Consider the following 16119-nt stretch of genomic DNA (forward strand, 5'->3'; position numbering starts at 1 on the left):
GCCCACGGTGGCCCGCGAGTCGAATCACTCGCTCTCGTAGTCGAACGCGACCGCGAGGTCGGCGGCGCCCCAGAACACGAACCGGTACCGACCGGGGACCAGGTCCGGACACACCCGGAGCGCGTCGGCGTGCGGCCCGCCTTCGACCGACGTCCCGTCCCTGACGGGACCGCCCTCGACGAGCCCGGACTCGGTCATCTCGAACTCCCACTCTAGACTCTCGCCCGGCGGGACGATGATCGCCTCGTCGGTGTACGCGAACGTGGCGTCGCCGTCGGCGCCGCGGAGTTCGGTCCACCCGTCCTCGGTGCGGACCTCCAGGTTGTACTTCCCCTGATTGCCGACGGACGCCTCGCGCCCGGAGACGTTCGTCAGCTCGATCCGGAACCGGGTCCCGCGGCCGAGCGCGAGGGGATCGGACCCGGGGTCGTCGTCGCCGGGGATCACGACTCGGAGCGCGAGCGGGCCGTCGCCGCCCGCGTCGCTGCCGGCGCCGCCCCCGCCGCCCCAGTTGACCTCGCCGTCGTACGCCTGCGGGTGGCGCTCGAACCCCTCCGTGTCGCAGTCGAAGGCGGGGGGGACGTTCGTGGGCTCGTGGTCGGGCCGGATCCCGCCGGCGAGGCTCTCCGGGTCGCGGATCCCGTCGCCGCTGCGGACCGTTCCCGTCTCGCCCCAGCCGTCGGTGACGGAGAGCCGGGCCGAGTCGGGGAGCGGATCGCTCGTGACGCGGAGCAGCGCGGCCGGGTAGGTGATCGCCTCGCCGCAGGCGACGTCGTCGCTCTCGGCGCCGAGCACGGTCGCGTCGGCGACGAGCGTCCCGTCCTCGACGGCGACGCCGTCGAACGCGATCTCGTCGTGACAGGTGTCGGGCCCGACGGACTCGACGTACAGGATCCGCGACTCGTCGAAGTCGGTCTCCTCGACGAACGCGCGGATCTCCTCCGGCGCGTCGTCGAGCAGCCACGAGGCGTCCCCCTCCTCGGCCAACAGCACGCAGAACCCGCGCCGCTCGTCCCGGCTCCACGCCGGCCCCGAGAGGGCGGCGCCGACCTGCTGGACGGCCGTCGTTACCGCCCCGTCGTCGCCGTCGCCCCCGTCGCCGTCGGCGCCGTCTCCCCCGTCGGACCCGTCGCTATCGTCTCCGTCGCCACCGTCGGTCCCGTTCCCGTCCGCGGGGACGCCGGTTTCGGTACATCCCGCGAGCGCGGCGGTGCCGCCGATGGCGACGCCGTAGAGGGCCGCTCGCCGAGTGAGTTCGGTCATACCTCCCGGTACACGGCCGATACATAAGGGCTTCCTGTAAACGAAAACAGGTGTCTGTCCCATCGCGGCGGGCGGTCTCGCTCCGCTCGGTGCGCCGCGCTCGGCTCACCCGGCCCGCGGTCGCCTCACGCCGATTCGAACAGCGCCTCGATCCCCTCGGCGTCGAGGCCGGCGGCGAGGCCGAGCGCGAGCGCGACGCGCGCCTTCGCCGCCGGGAGGTCCCCGGCGAACGTCACCCCGTGGTCCGCGAGCGTGACGGCGCCGCCGGGCGTCCCGTACACCGGCTCCGTCGGTCCGGCCGGCGGGCGGCAGGCGACGACGACCGGCACGGAGTCGACCGCGCCGGCGATCGCGTCGCCGAGCGCGCCGGTGACGTTCCCGAGGCCGGTCCCCTCGACGACGACGCCGCCGACGCCCGCGTCCAGCGCGCGTTCGAGCGCCCCCGCGCCGACGCCGGTCCCCGAGTGGACCACCGGGACCTCGGGCACGTCCGCGGGGTCGTCGATCGCGTCCGCGAGCGGGTCGATCGGTACGCCGCGGGCGGGCGTCCGGACGACGCGCGAGGCGGCTCTGGTGAACGTCGCGACCGGGCCCGTCCCCGGCGAGGTCATCGTCGACAGCGCGTTGCTGTGGCCCTTCACGACGTCGCGGGCGGCGTGGAGCTCGTCGTCGAACGCGACGTGGACGCCCGGCGCGAACCGACGGTCGGCGGCCGCTCGAACCGCGAGCGCGAGGTTCGCGGGGGCGTCGCTGGAGGGCTCGTCGAGCCGCCGCTGCGCGCCCGTGACGACGACGGGCGCGTCGAGGTCGGTGAGGATATCGAGCGCGAACGCGGTGTCGGCGAGCGTGTCCGTCCCGTGGGTGACGACGACGCCGTCCGCGGGCTCGCCGTCCGCCCCGCCGACCGCGTCGCGCGCGGTCGTCGCCGTCGCGAGCACGTCCCGCCACCGGACGTCGAACCCGGGCTGTGAACACACCTCTCTGGTCGTCACCCGCGCGTGGTCGCTCACGGCCGGCACCGCCTCGACGAGGTCGTCGCCCGTCTTCTCGGGGGCCGCGCCGTCGTCGCCCGGCTCCGAGGCGATGGTGCCGCCGCAGGCGATGACCGCCACGCGCGAGCGGCCGCCGTCGGCGCGCGCGGCGGGGCGCCCTCGGTCGTCGCCGGTGGGTGCGTTCGGGTCCTCGCTTCGGCCGCGGCGATCGGTCTCGGTCATACCCCTCCTCGCTCCGCGACCGACAAAGCGGTTGGTGCCGCGGCAGTCGTTCCGCGTCGGACTCGCTGGATCGCCGCGACCGCCGCCGGGTTCGGGCGGACCGGGCCGCGACCGTGCCCACCTCGGTCCCGGCGGTCCGCACCGGTCGGACCGCTCCGGAACGGCCGGACCGCCCCGAGACTGCCCGATCGACGCCGATCCCGAAACAAAGTATTAGCGGACTCGATGAACAGTTAAAACGTCTCTGCGCCTGTTTTAAAACGACCCGATAGGTCGAGAAACGCCGTGAAATTCGCCGAACCCTCGTCGGGGTATATGTGGTCCCCCGTCGTACGGAGAAGTGTCCATGTCAACCCCCGCTCCCACCCAGATCGCCTCCGGCGAACGGCTCGCCGGGCTGATGACCGGCACCGTCAAGGCCGCCGCCTTCTGGGCGGCCATTGCCATCCCGGCGACGTACCCCGCCCTGCTGTACTCGGGACTCGACGGCGGTACCGGGCGGCTGTTCGTGGTCCTGCTGTTCGCGAACGCACTCGCGCTCGCGCTCGGTCACGACTACAAGCGCTGACCGTCAACGTCTGACCCTCGCCGAGGCCCGACCGAACCGCCCGTCCGAACGCCCTCCGATCGCCGACGCGTCGCGTGGACACCGGCGCTTCGCCTCCTGCCCTCCACCTCTGTTCGCTCCCCGCTGCCCTCCCGACCTCCCGCCCTTCCCCCGCTTTCGTTCCTCCCGCCAGCGTCCCGCTCTCGAAGCGCTTACCCCCGCCCCGATCCGACTGGGCGTATGAGCGACGAGACCCGCGTCGAGTGGCGCGACTGGGGCCCCGAGGCGTTCGCCGAGGCCGACGAGCGCGACCGCCCGGTGCTGCTCTCGCTGTCGGCCACCTGGTGCGAGGGCTGTCACGAGATGGACGCGATCACCTACGCGGAGCCGCGGATCGCGGCCAACGTCAACGAGGGGTTCGTCCCCGTCCGCGTCGACGTCGACCGCCACCCGCGGGTGCGCGAGCGGTACAACATGGGCGGGTTTCCCACCACGGCCTTCCTCACGCCCGAGGGGACGCTGCTGACCGGCGCGGGCTATCTCGACGTCGACGGGATGCGGCAGGTGCTCGAATCGGTCCGCGAGATGTGGGCCGACAAGGGCCGCGAGGCCGGGCGCGTTCCGCGCGCGCTCGACGCCGACCTGCCGCCCCGCGGCGAGCTGACGGACGAGATAGAGAGCCACCTGGCGGGCCAGCTGGAGGCGAAGTACGACGCCGAGAACGCCGGCTGGGGGACGGACGCGAAGTTCCCGCTGCCCCGCACCGTCGAGTTCGCGCTGAAGCGCGACCGGAACCGCGCGCTCCGGACGCTCGACGCGGTCCGCGACCACCTCACCGACGACGTCGACGGCGGGTTCTTCCGCTACGCGGCCACCCGTGACTGGGGCGACGTCGCCTACGAGAAGCCGCTCGACACGAACGCGGCCGTGACGCGGGCGTTCGCGAACGCCTTCCTCTACACCGGCGACGAGGCGTACCTCGACCCCGCGCTCGACGCCGTCTCCTTCCTCACCGGCGACCTCTGGACCGGCTACGGCGTCGGCGGCAGCCTCGGGCCCGGACTCGGCCGCGCCTACTACGCGGCGCCGGCCGCGGACCGCGAGGACCTCGACGAGCCGCGTCGCGACCTGACCGTCTTCGCCGGCGGCAACGCGCTCGCCGCGGACGCGCTGTTCGCGGTCGCCGCCTACACCGACGACGAGCGCGCCCGCGAGTACGCCGGCCGGATCCTCGACGGCCTCGAACGCGACCTGATCGACGCCGACAGCGGTGCGGTGACCCACTACCGCGGCAGCGACGAGGCGGGCGAGACCGACCTGCTGGAGGACGCCGCCCGCGTCGTCGGGGCGTACGTCCGCGCCGCCGGCGTGCGCGGCGAGGGGGCCGACGTCGCCCGCGCGGTCGCGGACCGGGCGATCGACCGCCTCCACGTCGACGGCTCGTTCGTCGACGGGCCGCGCTCGGGGCCGGGGCTGCTCGACCGGTCGTTCCGCCCGCTCGACGCCAACGTCGAGATGGCGTCGTCGCTGCTCGACCTGGCGGCGCTCACCGGCGAGGAGCGCTACCGCGAGGTCGCCCGGGAGACCGCCGAGGCGTTCGCCGGGGCCACCGACCGGCTGAGCGTACAGGTCGCCGACTACGGGAGCCTCGCGGGGCGGCTCCGGCGCGGGACGACCGTCATCGCGGTCGGGACCGAGCCCGGGAGCGACCTCCACCGCGCCGCGTGGCGGGTCGCCGACCACGAGAAGGTGATCGCGCCGAACGCCCACGAGGCCGACGCGCCCGCGCCGCGGACGGTCCCGGAGGGGACGGCGGTCGTCCTCGCGGGCGACGAGCGCTCCGAGCCGGCGGAAACCCCGGACGAGTTGATGGCCCGCGTCGGCGACGTCCTGGCGTAGTCCTCGCCGACGCGACGGATAAAAATCGTCGCGCCGCGCCGACGTCGGCGAGCCCGCCGACCCCTCGCTCCGGATCGTAAACGGGCGACGCGTTTATACGGGTGCCGGGGCATCCCCGGGTATGGCATCTCTTCGCGACTTGGGCCTCTCCGAGTACGAGGCCCGGGCGTACCGCGCGCTGCTTCGGACCGGGCCGACGACGGCGAAGGACCTCTCGCGGGCCAGCGAGGTTCCGATGGGACGGATCTACGACGTGCTCAACAGCTTAGAGCAGCACAGTCTGGTCCGCAGTCAGGCCGCCAGCCGGCCGAAGAAGTACGTCGCGGTCGAGCCGGACGCCGCGCTCGACCGCCTGCTCGACGAGAAGAAGCAGGAGCTACAGACGCGGGCCGAGCAGTACGAGTCGGTCGTCGACGACCTCTCGGCCGAGCTCGACGCGGGCGAGCCGGTCGACGGCCAGTTCTGGACCGCGGCGGTCGGCGCCGAGGAGGCGACGGACCTCCTCTTGGAGCGGATCGCGGCCGCGGAGCGCCGGATCGTCATGGTGGCCGGCGCGCCCGCGACCGGCTTCGACCTCGGCACGATCGGCGAGCGCGTGACCGCCGAGCTGGAGGGCGCGCTCGACCGCGGCGTGGAGATCCGGGTGCTGCTCTCGCCGGAGACGGTCGACGAGCTCCCGCGGAGCGTCGGCCGGCGGTACACGTCGGAGCTGGCCGACATGGACGGGTTCGAGGTCCGGACGACGCCGGGCGTCGACGGAACCTTCAACGTGTTCGACGAGATCGAGGTCTGCATCGAGGTGCCGCACCCGCTGTCGGCGGACGAGCCGTTCGCGATGATCGACGTGAAGGACATCGAGTTCGCGACGAGCGTGAAAGACCAGTTCGAGCCGCGCTGGGCGGAGGCGGAGCCGCTGACGTTCGGATAGGTGGCTGGCGACGACCGTTTATAAATGGCAGTGCGGCGGCGCGTGCCTGCGAGCGGCCGCCCTTGGCGGCCGCGAGGAGCACGCGCGAGGGACGCCGCGAACGCCCGCAGGGCGTGAGCGGCGAGGTTGGGGAGGTGTGAGGTGCTGTGCGGAGCGGTGCGGGGCGGGACTCAAAGGGGCAGCCGTGAGGGCGGCGCAGGTGACGCAAGGACCGCAAGGAGGGAGCGGCAGCGACCGACTGAGGACCGCAGCGAGCGTGCGCCGCCCTCACGGCTGGGGCTTTGGAGGCGGTCGCCGTCGATCAACAGTCAGTGATTTATGAGTGAGCGGCTGGGCTTCGGCGGTGTTGACCGTGCCACCGCTAACTGCTTATAAACAGTCGACAGCAAAACCAGATTTCATTTAAAAAGGCTCAGCGACCACAGCAATCCGCACCTATCGGTCGAGTTCGTCCCGCAGGTCGCCCAGTCGGACCTCGCGCTCGGCGTGGGCGTTGTGCTGGTGGATCGACTCGTCGTTCGACTGCTTCATGTGGATCACGGCGTCGTCCGAGAGGTGCGGGAACTCCTCGACGGTGCCCTCGGCGAGCGCGCGGACGCAGTCCTCGACGAACTTCGCGTCGGCGTGGGCCTCGTAGGTCATGTGGTCCTCGTCGGGCCGCTTCGCCATGTTGTAGATGCGGGCGCTCATCGAGTCGCGCGCGACGTCGATCACGTCTCGGAGGTCCACGTCGGGGTGGCCGTCGGTCGTGATCGTCAGCGTCGCGTGGCCGCGCTGGGAGTGGCCCGGCTGCGGGACGGCGTCCAAGAACTCCTCGGTCGTCTCCTCGTCGACGCCGAGCTCGGCGAGCTTGTCGCGGGCCCGCGACTCGCTCATCCCCTGCGAGCAGGGGCAGACGGTCATCCCCGTCACCTCGGCGCCGATCTCCTCGCGCGTGCCCTCCTCGGTGGCGGTCGCGCTGGCGACGATCGTCGCCGTGCTCTGCGTCTCGATGCCGGACGCCGGCGTGTCCTCGCGGGTGACCAGCTCCGCCGACATCGACACCTCGGCGGTGGTGGTGTAGTCGTGCTTCTCCAAGAGCCGCTCCGCGGCGTCGCCGCAGACGTCCTCGACGCGGTACGCCTCCTCGCGGGTGATGTCCTCTAAGATCTCGTCGACCGTCGCGAGGTTCCGCGACATGTCGATCCCCTTCCGGCCGCTCGGGAGGTCGACGAACACCTCGAACTCCGCCATGAGGACGATGGGGCGTTTGTCGCCGCGCGCCAGCTTGACGAGTTTCTCCACGCCGGTGACGCCGACCTGCGAGAGTCCGACGGTGACGTCGGGCGCCGACGCCTGTACGTCCGGCAGCTGATGACTCATTACGAAGGTGATAGGGACTGCCGGGATTAGCCCTTTCGGAAGGGGGAGGTGCGTCTGGTAGTCGCGTGCGCGTGCGAGTCGGCCGCGCGTGGGAACGGGAGAACTCGGCGGTCGCGGCGGGGGCCCGTCGCTCCCGGGCTGCCGCGACCGTGGGCTGCCGGAATCGTGGGTCGCCGATCGCGGGCCGCCGGAATCGCAGGCTTCGCCGCTCTCCGCGTGTGTGAGGCCTCCACGTCCAGCGGGCCGTAACGCACGATTTATAACGGCGGCAGCGGAAGGTATCCCAAGACCATGCCGAGTTCCAATGGGCCGCAGAAGGCGACTCGCGACAAGCTCTCGAACAAACCCCGCAACCGCGGCACCTCCCCGCCGCAGCGAGCGATCCAGGAGTTCGAGGAGGGATCGCAGGTCCACCTCAAGATCGACCCGAGCGTCCCCAAGGGGCGCTTCCACCCGCGCTTCGACGGCCGGACCGGAACCGTCGTCGGCAAGCAGGGCTCCGCGTTCAAAGTCGAGATCCCGGACGGCGGCAAGACGAAGACGCTCATCGTCACCGCCGCCCACATGCGGGCCCAGCAGAACTGAGATGACAATTTTCAAGGAAAAACTCGACGAGGAGTACGTCACCACCTCCGAGGCGAAGGAGATCCTCGTGGAGATCGAAGACGAGCGCGCGGAAGACGAGGACCGCGACCTCCGCTACGAGCTGGCTCGCGCGATCGAGCACGTCAACCGGTTCGCGGACCTCGACGCCGACGAGTCCCGCGAGCTCGTCGAGGAGCTGGCCGAGCTCGACCAGATCGACGTGCCGACCGCGGTGAAGATCGCCGACCTGCTTCCCGAGGACCGCACGGAGCTCCGCTCGGTGTTCGCCCAGGAGCGCTACTCCCTCGACGGCGAGGAGCTCGACGAGATCCTCGGCGTCGTCGCGAAGTACGCCTGACCGCGGGTCCCTGCCGGCCCGGCGGGCGGCTCGCCGACACGTTTTTTCAGAATTCCGTACGTACGTCGAGCCGCATGTACCAGACTACCCTCGTGCCGACCGGCGAGGGCGACGCCGCCCTCGACGCGGTCGACGACGCGATCGAGGTCACGGCCGACGACGGGACGGTACACGTCCTCGGCGTCGTCGAGGAGATCCCGATGTACGACCGCTCCGGCAAGCCGGAGAAGTTCGACGACGACGACTCCGAGCGCCGCGAGCGGCTGGCGGCCGCGGTCGACCGGGTCGCGACGGCCGTCGCGGAGGCCGGAATCGACAGCGAGACGGCGGTCGAGGCCGGGGTCCCGGCCCACGAGATCGCCGCGTACGCCGACGCCGTCGACGCGGACGCGGTCGTGATGGGCAAGCGCGGCCTCGACGCGGCCGCCGACGACCTGCTCGGGAGCACGACCGAGCGCGTCATCCGGAACGCCGACGCGACGGTCGTCTCCGTGCCCGTCTCCGGGTGAGCGGCGGCTCCTGTTCCCCCGGATCAGCGATTCCGTCCGGCCTCGACGGCGATAGTCCCGAAGAGGTGCCGCTGCCGCTCGCGGACGGCCGCGCGGTCGTCGAGCGCGCGCCGCGCGGCGTCGGTCCGCTCCGCGAGCCGCCCGAGCGGGTCGTCGGTCCCCGCGTCGAACAGCCGGCCGTTCAGCGCCACGAACGCCCGCAGCGCGGCGTTCGCGGCCCGGTTCCCCTCGGGGACGAACGCCGCGACGACGACGGCGTCGCTCAGGTCGCACCAGCGGCTCACGACCGCGTAGGGGTCGGGGAACAGCGACGTGACGAACGTCGCGAGGACGCCGTCCGCGGCCGCGACCGGCGGGCGCTCGGCGTCGGCCTCGACGAGCGAGACGTTCCCCCAGCCGCGCCGCTCGACGAGCCCAGCCGCGCGGTCGAGCATCCGGGGCGAGACGTCGACGCCGACGACGCGGCCGCTCGGCCCGACGGCGTCGCGGAGCGCAGGGAGGTTCACGCCGGGCCCGCAGCCGAACTCGACGACCGTGTCGCCCGGCGAGAGGTCAAGCGCGCGGACGCAGGCCCGCCGGACGCCGCCGACGGACGCGGTAGCCCGCGCGAACCAGTCGTAGGCGCGGGCCCAGGCGTCGTAGCCGCGCCGGATCCGGCGTAGCCGGTCCGGCCCTCCCCCCGCGGCCGCGGAGCGCGCCCGATCGGCCGGGTCGCCGTCGCGGGTCACGGGTCGGCGCCGACCGCCGCCGGCGGGGTCTTCGGCCACCACCGCTCCGGGCCGTCGCGGGCGACGGTCGACCGGCACCGCTCCGAGTCCTCGCAGCCCCGCGGCCGCTGGTAGGCGATCCCGCGCTCGGCCAGGTAGGTGACGTACCCGTCGTCGACGCGGTCCAGCTTCTCGTGGCACACCCACCGCTTCCCGCAGGTCTCGGCCGCGACGTCCCGGTACGGACAAGTGAACCGCGTCTCCTCGACCCCGCCCGCCGACGCGGTCTCGTCGATCCGCACGCCGACGGACCGGTACGCCAGCCGGAGCCGCCGGACGACCGCTCGCGGCGAGGACGCGCCGAGGAAGAGGACGTGCGCGAGCGCGTACCCGAAGTCGTGGAGCAGGCGCTCGCCCCGCGTCAGCGACGCGCGGTCGCCCTCCAGCCGCGACCGAAGGGTGCCGTACCACTCCGCTATCTCGCGGATCTCGTCGCGCAGCGCGGCCGCCTCCGCGAGGGCGTCTCGCCGCTCCCGCAGGGGCGTCGGTCCGTCCGAGAGCCGGAACGACGGCACCGCCTCGACGTGTTCGAGCACCCGCTCGCGGAGGCAGTCGCCGTCGGCGTGCCCTTCGGCCCGGCGGCGGAGTTCGGGGTACCAGCGCCGCGTCAGGGCGCCGTACGCCCCGTCGAGCAGCTCGTCGACCCGCTCCGCCGCCTCGGTCGCCTCGTCGCGGTCCGACCCGCCCCCCTCGGCCGACGCTCCCGGGAACGCCTCGACGAGTCGAACCAGCTCCTCGGGGTCCGGTTTCGCCATGGTACCACGTGGCACCCGATCCCCTTGAATCCGCCCGTCGGCGGTCGCGGGTGCGCCCCGCTCCGCCAGCGGTTTTTTCACCGCTCGGAGCGATGAACGATGTATGGACCACGCCGACGGCGACGGGACGCCGGCCGACGATCGGAGCGGGGCTGACGCCGCCGCGGACGCCGGGGAGAGCACGGGCGGTTCCGACGCCGACGAGGGCCCGACCGCCGTCCTGCTCGACGTGCTGCCGAACGGGCGTCCGGACGACGAGCGACCCCAATCCAGTAAGTCGCCGGTGGCGTACGGGCTCGGCGACGCCTCGTTCGCGCTGTACGAGCTGACGCTCGACGACGACGCGGACGTCTCGGTCGGCGACCGGATCGCGCTGGACGGGCCGGCCGTCGGCCGCTACCGCGAGGTGTCGTTCGACGACCTCACCCGGAACGCGGCCGCGGAGATCGAGTACGCCGCGGAGGCGATCGTCGAGGCCGACGAGGAGCGCTTCGTCGACTTCTACAACGAGGCGGGCCCGATCACCCTCCGGCTCCACCAGCTGAACCTGCTGCCCGGGATCGGCAAGAAGCTGCGGAACGACCTCTTAGACGAGCGGAAGCGCGGGCCGTTCGAGAGCTTCGCGGACGTCGAGGAGCGCATCTCCGGGCTCCACCGCCCGCGGGAGGTGATCCTCGAACGGATCGTCGAGGAGATCCGCGAGGACGACCTGAAGTACCGGACGTTCGTCGGCCGCGAGGAGTGAGCCGCGCCCTCCATCGGAGGCCGCTCCGGTGACCCCGAAACGAGGCTTTTACCCGAACACCGCGTGTACCCCGGCTATGACCGACTCATCGACGGGTGAGGGCGCCGCGTACGGGAGCCGCGATCCCGACGCGCTCGCGAGGCGGGCCGGCGCGCGCGCCGACCCCGACCGCGACCAGCACTTCCTCGTCGACGACCGGGTCCTCGACCGGATCCCGGGCTACCTCCCCGAGGACGCGGATACCAGTCACCTCCTCGAGATCGGCGGCGGCGCGGGCGCACTCACGGACCGGCTGCTCGCGACGGCGACTGCCGACGCTGCGGACGCCGCGGACGCCGCCGACCGCGACCCCGGCCGCCTGACGGTTATCGAGCGCGACGGCGCCTTCGCAGAGTTCCTCCGCGAGGAGTTCGCGGACGCGGTCGCCGACGGGTCCCTCGACGTGGTGGAGGGCGACGCGCTCGACGTCGAGCTCCCGCCGTTCACCGCCTGCGTCGCCAACCTCCCGTACGGCGTCTCCTCGGAGATCGCCTTCCGACTGCTCCCCGAGAAGAAGCCGCTCGTGTTGATGTTCCAGGCGGAGTTCGCCGACCGGATGGTCGCGTCCGCCGGCGAGTCCGAGTACGGTCGGCTCTCGGTGTCGGCGCAGCACTACGCCGACGTGGAAGTCGTCGAGCGCGTCCCGAAAGAGGCGTTCGACCCGCAGCCGGCCGTCGAGAGCGCCGTCGTGCGCTGTACCCCCCGGGATCCGGACTACGCCGTCGGCGACGAGGCGTTCTTCCTCCGGTTCGTGAAGGCGCTGTTCACCCAGCGCCGCAAGACGGTGCGGAACGCGGTGCGGAACACCGCGCACATCTCGGGGCTCGACGACCCCGAGGCCGTCGTCGACGCGGCCGACGAGAAGCTCATGGGCAGCCGTCCCGGCACGCTGGAACCGGCGGCGTTCGCCGCGCTCGCCGAGCTGGCCCGCGAGCGCGGCGCCCCGACGGAGGCGTGACGATGACCGGTTGGATCGGCCTCGTGACCGAGCTTCAGCGCGCGCTCGCGGGCAACTTCGATCGGTTCGCCGCCTCGGTCGGAGTCGTCGCGGCCGTGGTGACGGTCCGGTTCCTGACGGGGCGACTGAAGCACGGGGACCGGGACCTCAGTTCCACGCAGCGCCTCCTGCTGTCGGCGACGGTCGGCGTCGCGACCGCGGTCGGCGCGCTCACGCTGATCGCGGTGTGGGACCGGAGCGGCGCCCTCTTCGAGACGGCCCGGTCGGCGCTGAGCGCGAACCAGCTGTCGAACGTCGTCCTCGCCGTGATCCTCCTCGCGATCGCGTACGCGCTCACGGACTTCCTCGGCGGGGTGATCCGCGAGATCGGCGCCGAGAGCGCGTCGATCTCCCAACACCAACAGGAGGTGATCCTCCGGATCACGCAGCTGACCGTCTACACGACCGCGCTGGTCGCCGTCGTCGGGCTGTTCACCGACAACGTCGGCGGCCTCCTCGTCGGCGCGGGATTCCTCGGGATCGTGGTCGGGATGGCGGCCCGGCAGACGCTCGGCGCGATCCTCGCGGGCTTCGTGCTGATGTTCTCCCGGCCGTTCGAGGTGGGCGACTGGGTCGAGATCGGCGACCACGAGGGGACGGTGACGGAGATCTCGATCATGAGCACGCGGCTGCGGTCGTTCGACGGCGAGGTGATCACGATGCCGAACGACGACGTGCGCGCCGGATCGATCGTCGACCGCTCGCGGCGGAACCGGCTGCGGATCGAGGTCGAGGTCGGCGTCGACTACGACACCGACGTCGAGCGCGCGGCCGCCGTCGTCGAGGAGGCGGTCGCGGGCGTCGAGGACGTCGCCGAGATGCCCGAGCCCAACGCCGTGACGAAGCGCTTCGGCGACTCCGCGGTCGTGTTGGGGCTCCGCTACTGGATCCGGAACCCGAGCATGCGGAAGCGCTGGCGCACCCAGACGGCCGCCATGAACGCGATGAAGGACGCGCTCGAAGACGACGGCATCGTCATCCCGTTCCCGCAGCAGACGCTCTCCGCCCGCGCGGAGGGCGCGAGCGGGCCGCAGGTGGACGCGTCGGTCGAGGGCCGGGCGGCGACCCGCGACGGGTCCGAACGCTCCAGTGACGGCGGCGCGGAAGGCGGCGACGAGGGGGACGGTCGATGACCGCCGGCGGGGACGAGCGCGACGATAGCGACGAGCGCGGCGGCGGCCTCGCGGCGCTGCGCGGCGACGACGACGCGGTCGTGTACCAGCCCGCCGAGGACTCGGGGCTGCTCGCGGAGGCGGCGGTCGCGGAGGCACACGGGCGCGTGCTGGAGGTCGGCACGGGCTCGGGGTGGGTCGCCGAGCGGATCGCGACCGAGCGCGGCCTCGCCGTGGTCGGCAGCGACCGCAACCCGCACGCGGCGCGGGAGGCCCGCGGGCGCGGCGTCGAGGCGGTCGTCGCCGACCTGCTCGACCCGTTCCGCGCGGACGCGTTCGACGCGGTGTGTTTCAACCCGCCGTACCTGCCGACCGACCCCGACAACGAGTGGGACGACTGGATGGAGCACGCGCTCTCGGGCGGCGAGTCCGGCCGCGAACTCATCGAGCCGTTCCTCGCGGACGTGGGGCGCGTCCTCGCGCCCGACGGCGTCGTCCTCCTGCTCGTCTCCTCGCTCACCGGCTACGACGAGGTGCTCGCGCTCGTCGACGAGGCCGGGTTCGACCACGAGCCCGTCGTCGAGGAGTCGTTCCCCTTCGAGACGCTCACGGTGTTGGCGCTGCGGCGGGAGTGAGCGGCGCCTAAAAATAACCCGAAGGCATCAAACGCATTAGCAAATATTATACCACGGCATAGCCAACGCTCGGTAATGACCGAACGAGTCGCGGCGACGCCGGGGCTGTATCCGCTCCCGGACCGGGCGAAAGAGACGTTATCGGACCTCAAGGGCCACCAGAAGGGCGACCTCCTGAGCGGCGACGAGGGCGAGGCGATCGTCGCGGAGTACGACGAGGTGCGTGCCGAGTACGTCGACGACCAGCTCGACGCCGGCCTCGACCTGATCAGCGAGGGACAGGGCCGCTGGGACGACATGATCGCGCACCCGCTGACCGTCAGCGACGCCGTCGAGACCGGCGGGATCGTCCGGTACTACGACAACAACAACTTCTACCGCGACCCGCGCGTCGTCGACGACCTCGGCTTCTCGGGCGACGTGGCCGGCGAACTGGAGAAGGCGGCCGGCCTGCTCGCCGACGCCGACGGCGCCGCGGACGCGTCGCTCGCGGCGACGCTCCCCGGCCCGTACTCGCTCGCGGACCTCGCGACCGACGAGCACTACGGCGACGAGGACGAGTTCCGGGCCGCGATCGCCGAGTTCCTCGCGGGCGAGGTCGCGGCGTTCCCCGACCACGAGACGCTGTTCCTCCTCGAACCGTCGCTCGTCACGAACCCGCCCGCCGACGGCGAGGAGGCGAGCGCGACCGACGCGATCGCGACGGTCGCGGCCGAGACCGACGCCGACGTGGTCGTCCAGACCTTCTACGGCGCGCTCGGCGAGAAGCTGTACGCCCACCTCGTCGACGAGGCGGGCGCGGACGCGCTCGGGCTCGACCTCGTCGCCGGCGACCGCGACGACACCGTCTACAACGTCCAGGAGTTCGGATCGACCGACTCGCTGGCGCTCGGGCTCGTCGACGGGCAGAACACGCTCGTCGAGGACGCGGAGACGATAGCCGAGCGCGTCGAGTGGTTCGAGTCGCAGATCCCGCTGGAGGGGTTCGACCGGACCTACCTCACGCCGAACACCGAGCTGTTCTACCTGCCGACCAACAAGTACCGCGAGAAGCTGAACGCGCTCGCCGCCGCCGCGGAGGTGCTCGACTAATGGTCCGAAACCCGTCTGCCAACCGCGACCAGTTCCGCCCGGACGACCACCCGAACGACACGTTCCTGCTCTCGACCGTCGTCGGCTCCTACCCGAAGCCGAAGTGGCTCAACCGGGCCGACGAGCTGGTCGACGATCCGGACTCGAAGTTCGACGCGTCCGACCTCGAAGAGGCCCACGACGACGCCTGCCGGCTCATCACGCACGAGCACGAGCGCGCCGGGCTCGACACGGTCGTCGACGGCGAGATGCGCCGCAACGAGATGGTGGAGTTCTTCGCCGACCGCATCGACGGCTACGAGTTCAACGGGCCGGTGAAGGTGTGGGGCCACAACTACTTCGACAAGCCGAGCGTGGTCGAGGAGGTCGGGTACGACGAGCCGTGGCTGGTCGACGAGTTCGAGTTCACCGCCGGCGTCGCCGAGCGCCCCGTCAAGGTCCCGATCACGGGGCCGTACACCCTCGGCTTCTGGGCGTTCAACGAGGCGTACCCCTCCACCGAGGAGCTCGTCTACGACCTCGCGGACCTCGTCAACGAGGAGGTCGAGAAGCTGGTCGCGGCCGGCGCGCGCTACATCCAGATCGACGAGCCCGCGCTGGCGACGACGCCGGAGGACCACGCCATCGTCGGCGAGGCGCTCGAACGCATCGCCGCGGGCATCGACGAGGAGGTCCGGATCGGCCTCCACGTCTGCTACGGCGACTACTCGCGAATCTACCCCGAGATCAACGACTACCCGATCGACGAGTTCGACGTGGAGCTGTGTAACGGCGACTTCGAGCAGATCCCGACGTTCACCGAGCCTACATTCGAGCCCGACCTCGCGCTCGGCGTCGTCGACGCCCACACCGCCGAGGTCGAGTCTGTCGAGGAGATCAAGGAGAACATCCGGCAGGGCCTCCGCGTCGTCCCGCCGGAGAAGCTCACGATCTCGCCCGACTGCGGGCTGAAGCTGCTCCCGCGCGACATCGCCTACGGCAAGACCGAGAACATGGTGACCGCGGTCCGCGAGGTCGAGGCCGAGATCGACTCCGGCGAGATCGACCTCGACAACCCGCTCGACGACTGAGGCGTCGCTGTTTCGGGTTCCTCTGACAGTCCGGTTCCCGCTGAGACGGCCGGGAGACCGCGATCGCTTCCTGATCGGTAGCGGGAGTACGTGTAGTACGTGGTGAGTGTTGTCGTTTATAAGTCGGAGCGCGGTGTTGCTGTCTGCTGTTTATAAATATTCGATCGGGTTGCGCTGACGACCTCCAAAGCCCCAGCCGCGACGGCTCGCGCGCCTTGCTGCGCTCCTCGCTCGGTCGCTGT

Annotated in this window: 17 protein-coding genes; 12 read left to right on the forward strand and 5 right to left on the reverse strand. The window is 71.9% G+C overall.

What is annotated here, in order from left to right; all coding sequences use genetic code 11:
• Positions 1-24: 24 nt before the first annotated feature.
• Both AC4NMM_RS08775 and AC4NMM_RS08780 read right to left on the reverse strand, forming a co-directional pair.
• On the reverse strand, positions 25-1263 hold the full coding sequence (locus AC4NMM_RS08775; RefSeq protein ID WP_096394738.1) for a hypothetical protein: 1239 nt from the start codon (positions 1261-1263) through the stop codon (positions 25-27).
• 125 nt (positions 1264-1388) lie between these two features.
• Positions 1389-2477, reverse strand: a complete 1089-nt coding sequence (locus tag AC4NMM_RS08780) for an asparaginase (RefSeq protein ID WP_491924102.1) — start codon at positions 2475-2477, stop codon at positions 1389-1391.
• Positions 2478-2823: 346 nt separating this feature from the next.
• Here AC4NMM_RS08780 and AC4NMM_RS08785 point away from each other — a divergent pair, with 346 nt between their 5' ends.
• The 3 genes from AC4NMM_RS08785 to AC4NMM_RS08795 all read left to right on the forward strand — a co-directional run bounded on the left by AC4NMM_RS08785 (position 2824) and on the right by AC4NMM_RS08795 (position 5851).
• Positions 2824-3045: a DUF8028 family protein gene (locus AC4NMM_RS08785; RefSeq protein WP_096394742.1), complete on the forward strand. Its 222-nt coding sequence runs from the start codon at positions 2824-2826 to the stop codon at positions 3043-3045.
• Positions 3046-3264: 219 nt separating this feature from the next.
• On the forward strand, positions 3265-4923 hold the full coding sequence (locus AC4NMM_RS08790; RefSeq protein ID WP_491924103.1) for a DUF255 domain-containing protein: 1659 nt from the start codon (positions 3265-3267) through the stop codon (positions 4921-4923).
• A 121-nt stretch (positions 4924-5044) separates the two neighbouring features.
• The gene (locus AC4NMM_RS08795) at positions 5045-5851 is read left to right on the forward strand and encodes a TrmB family transcriptional regulator (RefSeq protein ID WP_096394746.1); all 807 of its coding nucleotides are present in this window, start codon (positions 5045-5047) and stop codon (positions 5849-5851) included.
• Positions 5852-6286: 435 nt separating this feature from the next.
• On the opposite strand, the gene mptA is transcribed toward AC4NMM_RS08795, so the two are convergent.
• Positions 6287-7213: a GTP cyclohydrolase MptA gene (gene mptA, locus AC4NMM_RS08800; RefSeq protein WP_096394748.1), complete on the reverse strand. Its 927-nt coding sequence runs from the start codon at positions 7211-7213 to the stop codon at positions 6287-6289.
• Between the two features lie 291 nt (positions 7214-7504).
• On the opposite strand from mptA, the gene AC4NMM_RS08805 reads away from it, so the two are divergent.
• From AC4NMM_RS08805 to AC4NMM_RS08815, 3 genes are all read left to right on the forward strand, one after another.
• The gene (locus AC4NMM_RS08805) at positions 7505-7798 is read left to right on the forward strand and encodes a 50S ribosomal protein L21e (RefSeq protein WP_096394750.1); all 294 of its coding nucleotides are present in this window, start codon (positions 7505-7507) and stop codon (positions 7796-7798) included.
• A gap of 1 nt (position 7799) precedes the next feature.
• On the forward strand, positions 7800-8156 hold the full coding sequence (locus AC4NMM_RS08810; protein ID WP_491924104.1) for an RNA polymerase Rpb4 family protein: 357 nt from the start codon (positions 7800-7802) through the stop codon (positions 8154-8156).
• Positions 8157-8230: 74 nt separating this feature from the next.
• Complete coding sequence (locus tag AC4NMM_RS08815) at positions 8231-8665, forward strand: universal stress protein (RefSeq protein WP_096394754.1); 435 nt, start codon at positions 8231-8233, stop codon at positions 8663-8665.
• Between the two features lie 23 nt (positions 8666-8688).
• On the opposite strand, the gene AC4NMM_RS08820 is transcribed toward AC4NMM_RS08815, so the two are convergent.
• On the reverse strand, positions 8689-9432 hold the full coding sequence (locus AC4NMM_RS08820; RefSeq protein WP_491924105.1) for a class I SAM-dependent methyltransferase: 744 nt from the start codon (positions 9430-9432) through the stop codon (positions 8689-8691).
• Positions 9390-10187, reverse strand: a complete 798-nt coding sequence (locus AC4NMM_RS08825) for a hypothetical protein (RefSeq protein WP_096394756.1) — start codon at positions 10185-10187, stop codon at positions 9390-9392. Before AC4NMM_RS08825 ends, AC4NMM_RS08820 begins: the two co-directional genes overlap by 43 nt.
• 103 nt (positions 10188-10290) lie before the next feature.
• Between AC4NMM_RS08825 and AC4NMM_RS08830 the strand changes: the two genes are divergently transcribed.
• The 6 genes from AC4NMM_RS08830 (at position 10291) to AC4NMM_RS08855 (ending at position 15877) form a co-directional block, all read left to right on the forward strand.
• Positions 10291-10932, forward strand: coding sequence for a DUF655 domain-containing protein (locus tag AC4NMM_RS08830; RefSeq protein WP_096394758.1), 642 nt, complete (start codon positions 10291-10293; stop codon positions 10930-10932).
• 76 nt (positions 10933-11008) lie between these two features.
• A complete protein-coding gene (locus AC4NMM_RS08835) occupies positions 11009-11929 on the forward strand; it encodes a 16S ribosomal RNA methyltransferase A (protein ID WP_096394760.1) in 921 nt (306 codons plus the stop codon).
• 2 nt (positions 11930-11931) lie between these two features.
• Positions 11932-13101 (forward strand): mechanosensitive ion channel family protein, encoded by a 1170-nt coding sequence (locus tag AC4NMM_RS08840; protein ID WP_172863953.1) that lies wholly within the window; start codon positions 11932-11934, stop codon positions 13099-13101.
• The gene (locus tag AC4NMM_RS08845; protein WP_491924106.1) at positions 13098-13715 is read left to right on the forward strand and encodes a HemK2/MTQ2 family protein methyltransferase; all 618 of its coding nucleotides are present in this window, start codon (positions 13098-13100) and stop codon (positions 13713-13715) included. The genes AC4NMM_RS08840 and AC4NMM_RS08845 overlap by 4 nt, the downstream gene beginning before the upstream one ends.
• 75 nt (positions 13716-13790) lie before the next feature.
• On the forward strand, positions 13791-14807 hold the full coding sequence (locus AC4NMM_RS08850; RefSeq protein WP_491924107.1) for a 5-methyltetrahydropteroyltriglutamate--homocysteine methyltransferase: 1017 nt from the start codon (positions 13791-13793) through the stop codon (positions 14805-14807).
• Positions 14807-15877: a methionine synthase gene (locus AC4NMM_RS08855; protein ID WP_491924108.1), complete on the forward strand. Its 1071-nt coding sequence runs from the start codon at positions 14807-14809 to the stop codon at positions 15875-15877. The genes AC4NMM_RS08850 and AC4NMM_RS08855 overlap by 1 nt, the downstream gene beginning before the upstream one ends.
• The last annotated feature ends 242 nt before the right edge of the window (positions 15878-16119 follow it).

It is taken from the genome of Halorubrum sp. SD41, from assembly GCF_058630335.1.

Excerpts from the sequence above, each read along its gene's own strand:
- AC4NMM_RS08795 (WP_096394746.1), top strand. The coding sequence starts at position 5,045 with ATGGCATCTCTTCGCGACTTGGGCCTCTCCGAGTACGAGGCCCGGGCG.
- AC4NMM_RS08830 (WP_096394758.1), top strand. The coding sequence starts at position 10,291 with ATGGACCACGCCGACGGCGACGGGACGCCGGCCGACGATCGGAGCGGG.
- AC4NMM_RS08835 (WP_096394760.1), top strand. The coding sequence starts at position 11,009 with ATGACCGACTCATCGACGGGTGAGGGCGCCGCGTACGGGAGCCGCGAT.
- AC4NMM_RS08815 (WP_096394754.1), top strand. The coding sequence starts at position 8,231 with ATGTACCAGACTACCCTCGTGCCGACCGGCGAGGGCGACGCCGCCCTC.
- AC4NMM_RS08855 (WP_491924108.1), top strand. The coding sequence starts at position 14,807 with ATGGTCCGAAACCCGTCTGCCAACCGCGACCAGTTCCGCCCGGACGAC.
- AC4NMM_RS08845 (WP_491924106.1), top strand. The coding sequence starts at position 13,098 with ATGACCGCCGGCGGGGACGAGCGCGACGATAGCGACGAGCGCGGCGGC.
- AC4NMM_RS08810 (WP_491924104.1), top strand. The coding sequence starts at position 7,800 with ATGACAATTTTCAAGGAAAAACTCGACGAGGAGTACGTCACCACCTCC.
- AC4NMM_RS08785 (WP_096394742.1), top strand. The coding sequence starts at position 2,824 with ATGTCAACCCCCGCTCCCACCCAGATCGCCTCCGGCGAACGGCTCGCC.
- AC4NMM_RS08850 (WP_491924107.1), top strand. The coding sequence starts at position 13,791 with ATGACCGAACGAGTCGCGGCGACGCCGGGGCTGTATCCGCTCCCGGAC.
- AC4NMM_RS08805 (WP_096394750.1), top strand. The coding sequence starts at position 7,505 with ATGCCGAGTTCCAATGGGCCGCAGAAGGCGACTCGCGACAAGCTCTCG.
- AC4NMM_RS08840 (WP_172863953.1), top strand. The coding sequence starts at position 11,932 with ATGACCGGTTGGATCGGCCTCGTGACCGAGCTTCAGCGCGCGCTCGCG.
- AC4NMM_RS08775 (WP_096394738.1), bottom strand. The coding sequence starts at position 1,263 with ATGACCGAACTCACTCGGCGAGCGGCCCTCTACGGCGTCGCCATCGGC.
- mptA (WP_096394748.1), bottom strand. The coding sequence starts at position 7,213 with ATGAGTCATCAGCTGCCGGACGTACAGGCGTCGGCGCCCGACGTCACC.
- AC4NMM_RS08825 (WP_096394756.1), bottom strand. The coding sequence starts at position 10,187 with ATGGCGAAACCGGACCCCGAGGAGCTGGTTCGACTCGTCGAGGCGTTC.
- AC4NMM_RS08780 (WP_491924102.1), bottom strand. The coding sequence starts at position 2,477 with ATGACCGAGACCGATCGCCGCGGCCGAAGCGAGGACCCGAACGCACCC.
- AC4NMM_RS08790 (WP_491924103.1), top strand. The coding sequence starts at position 3,265 with ATGAGCGACGAGACCCGCGTCGAGTGGCGCGACTGGGGCCCCGAGGCG.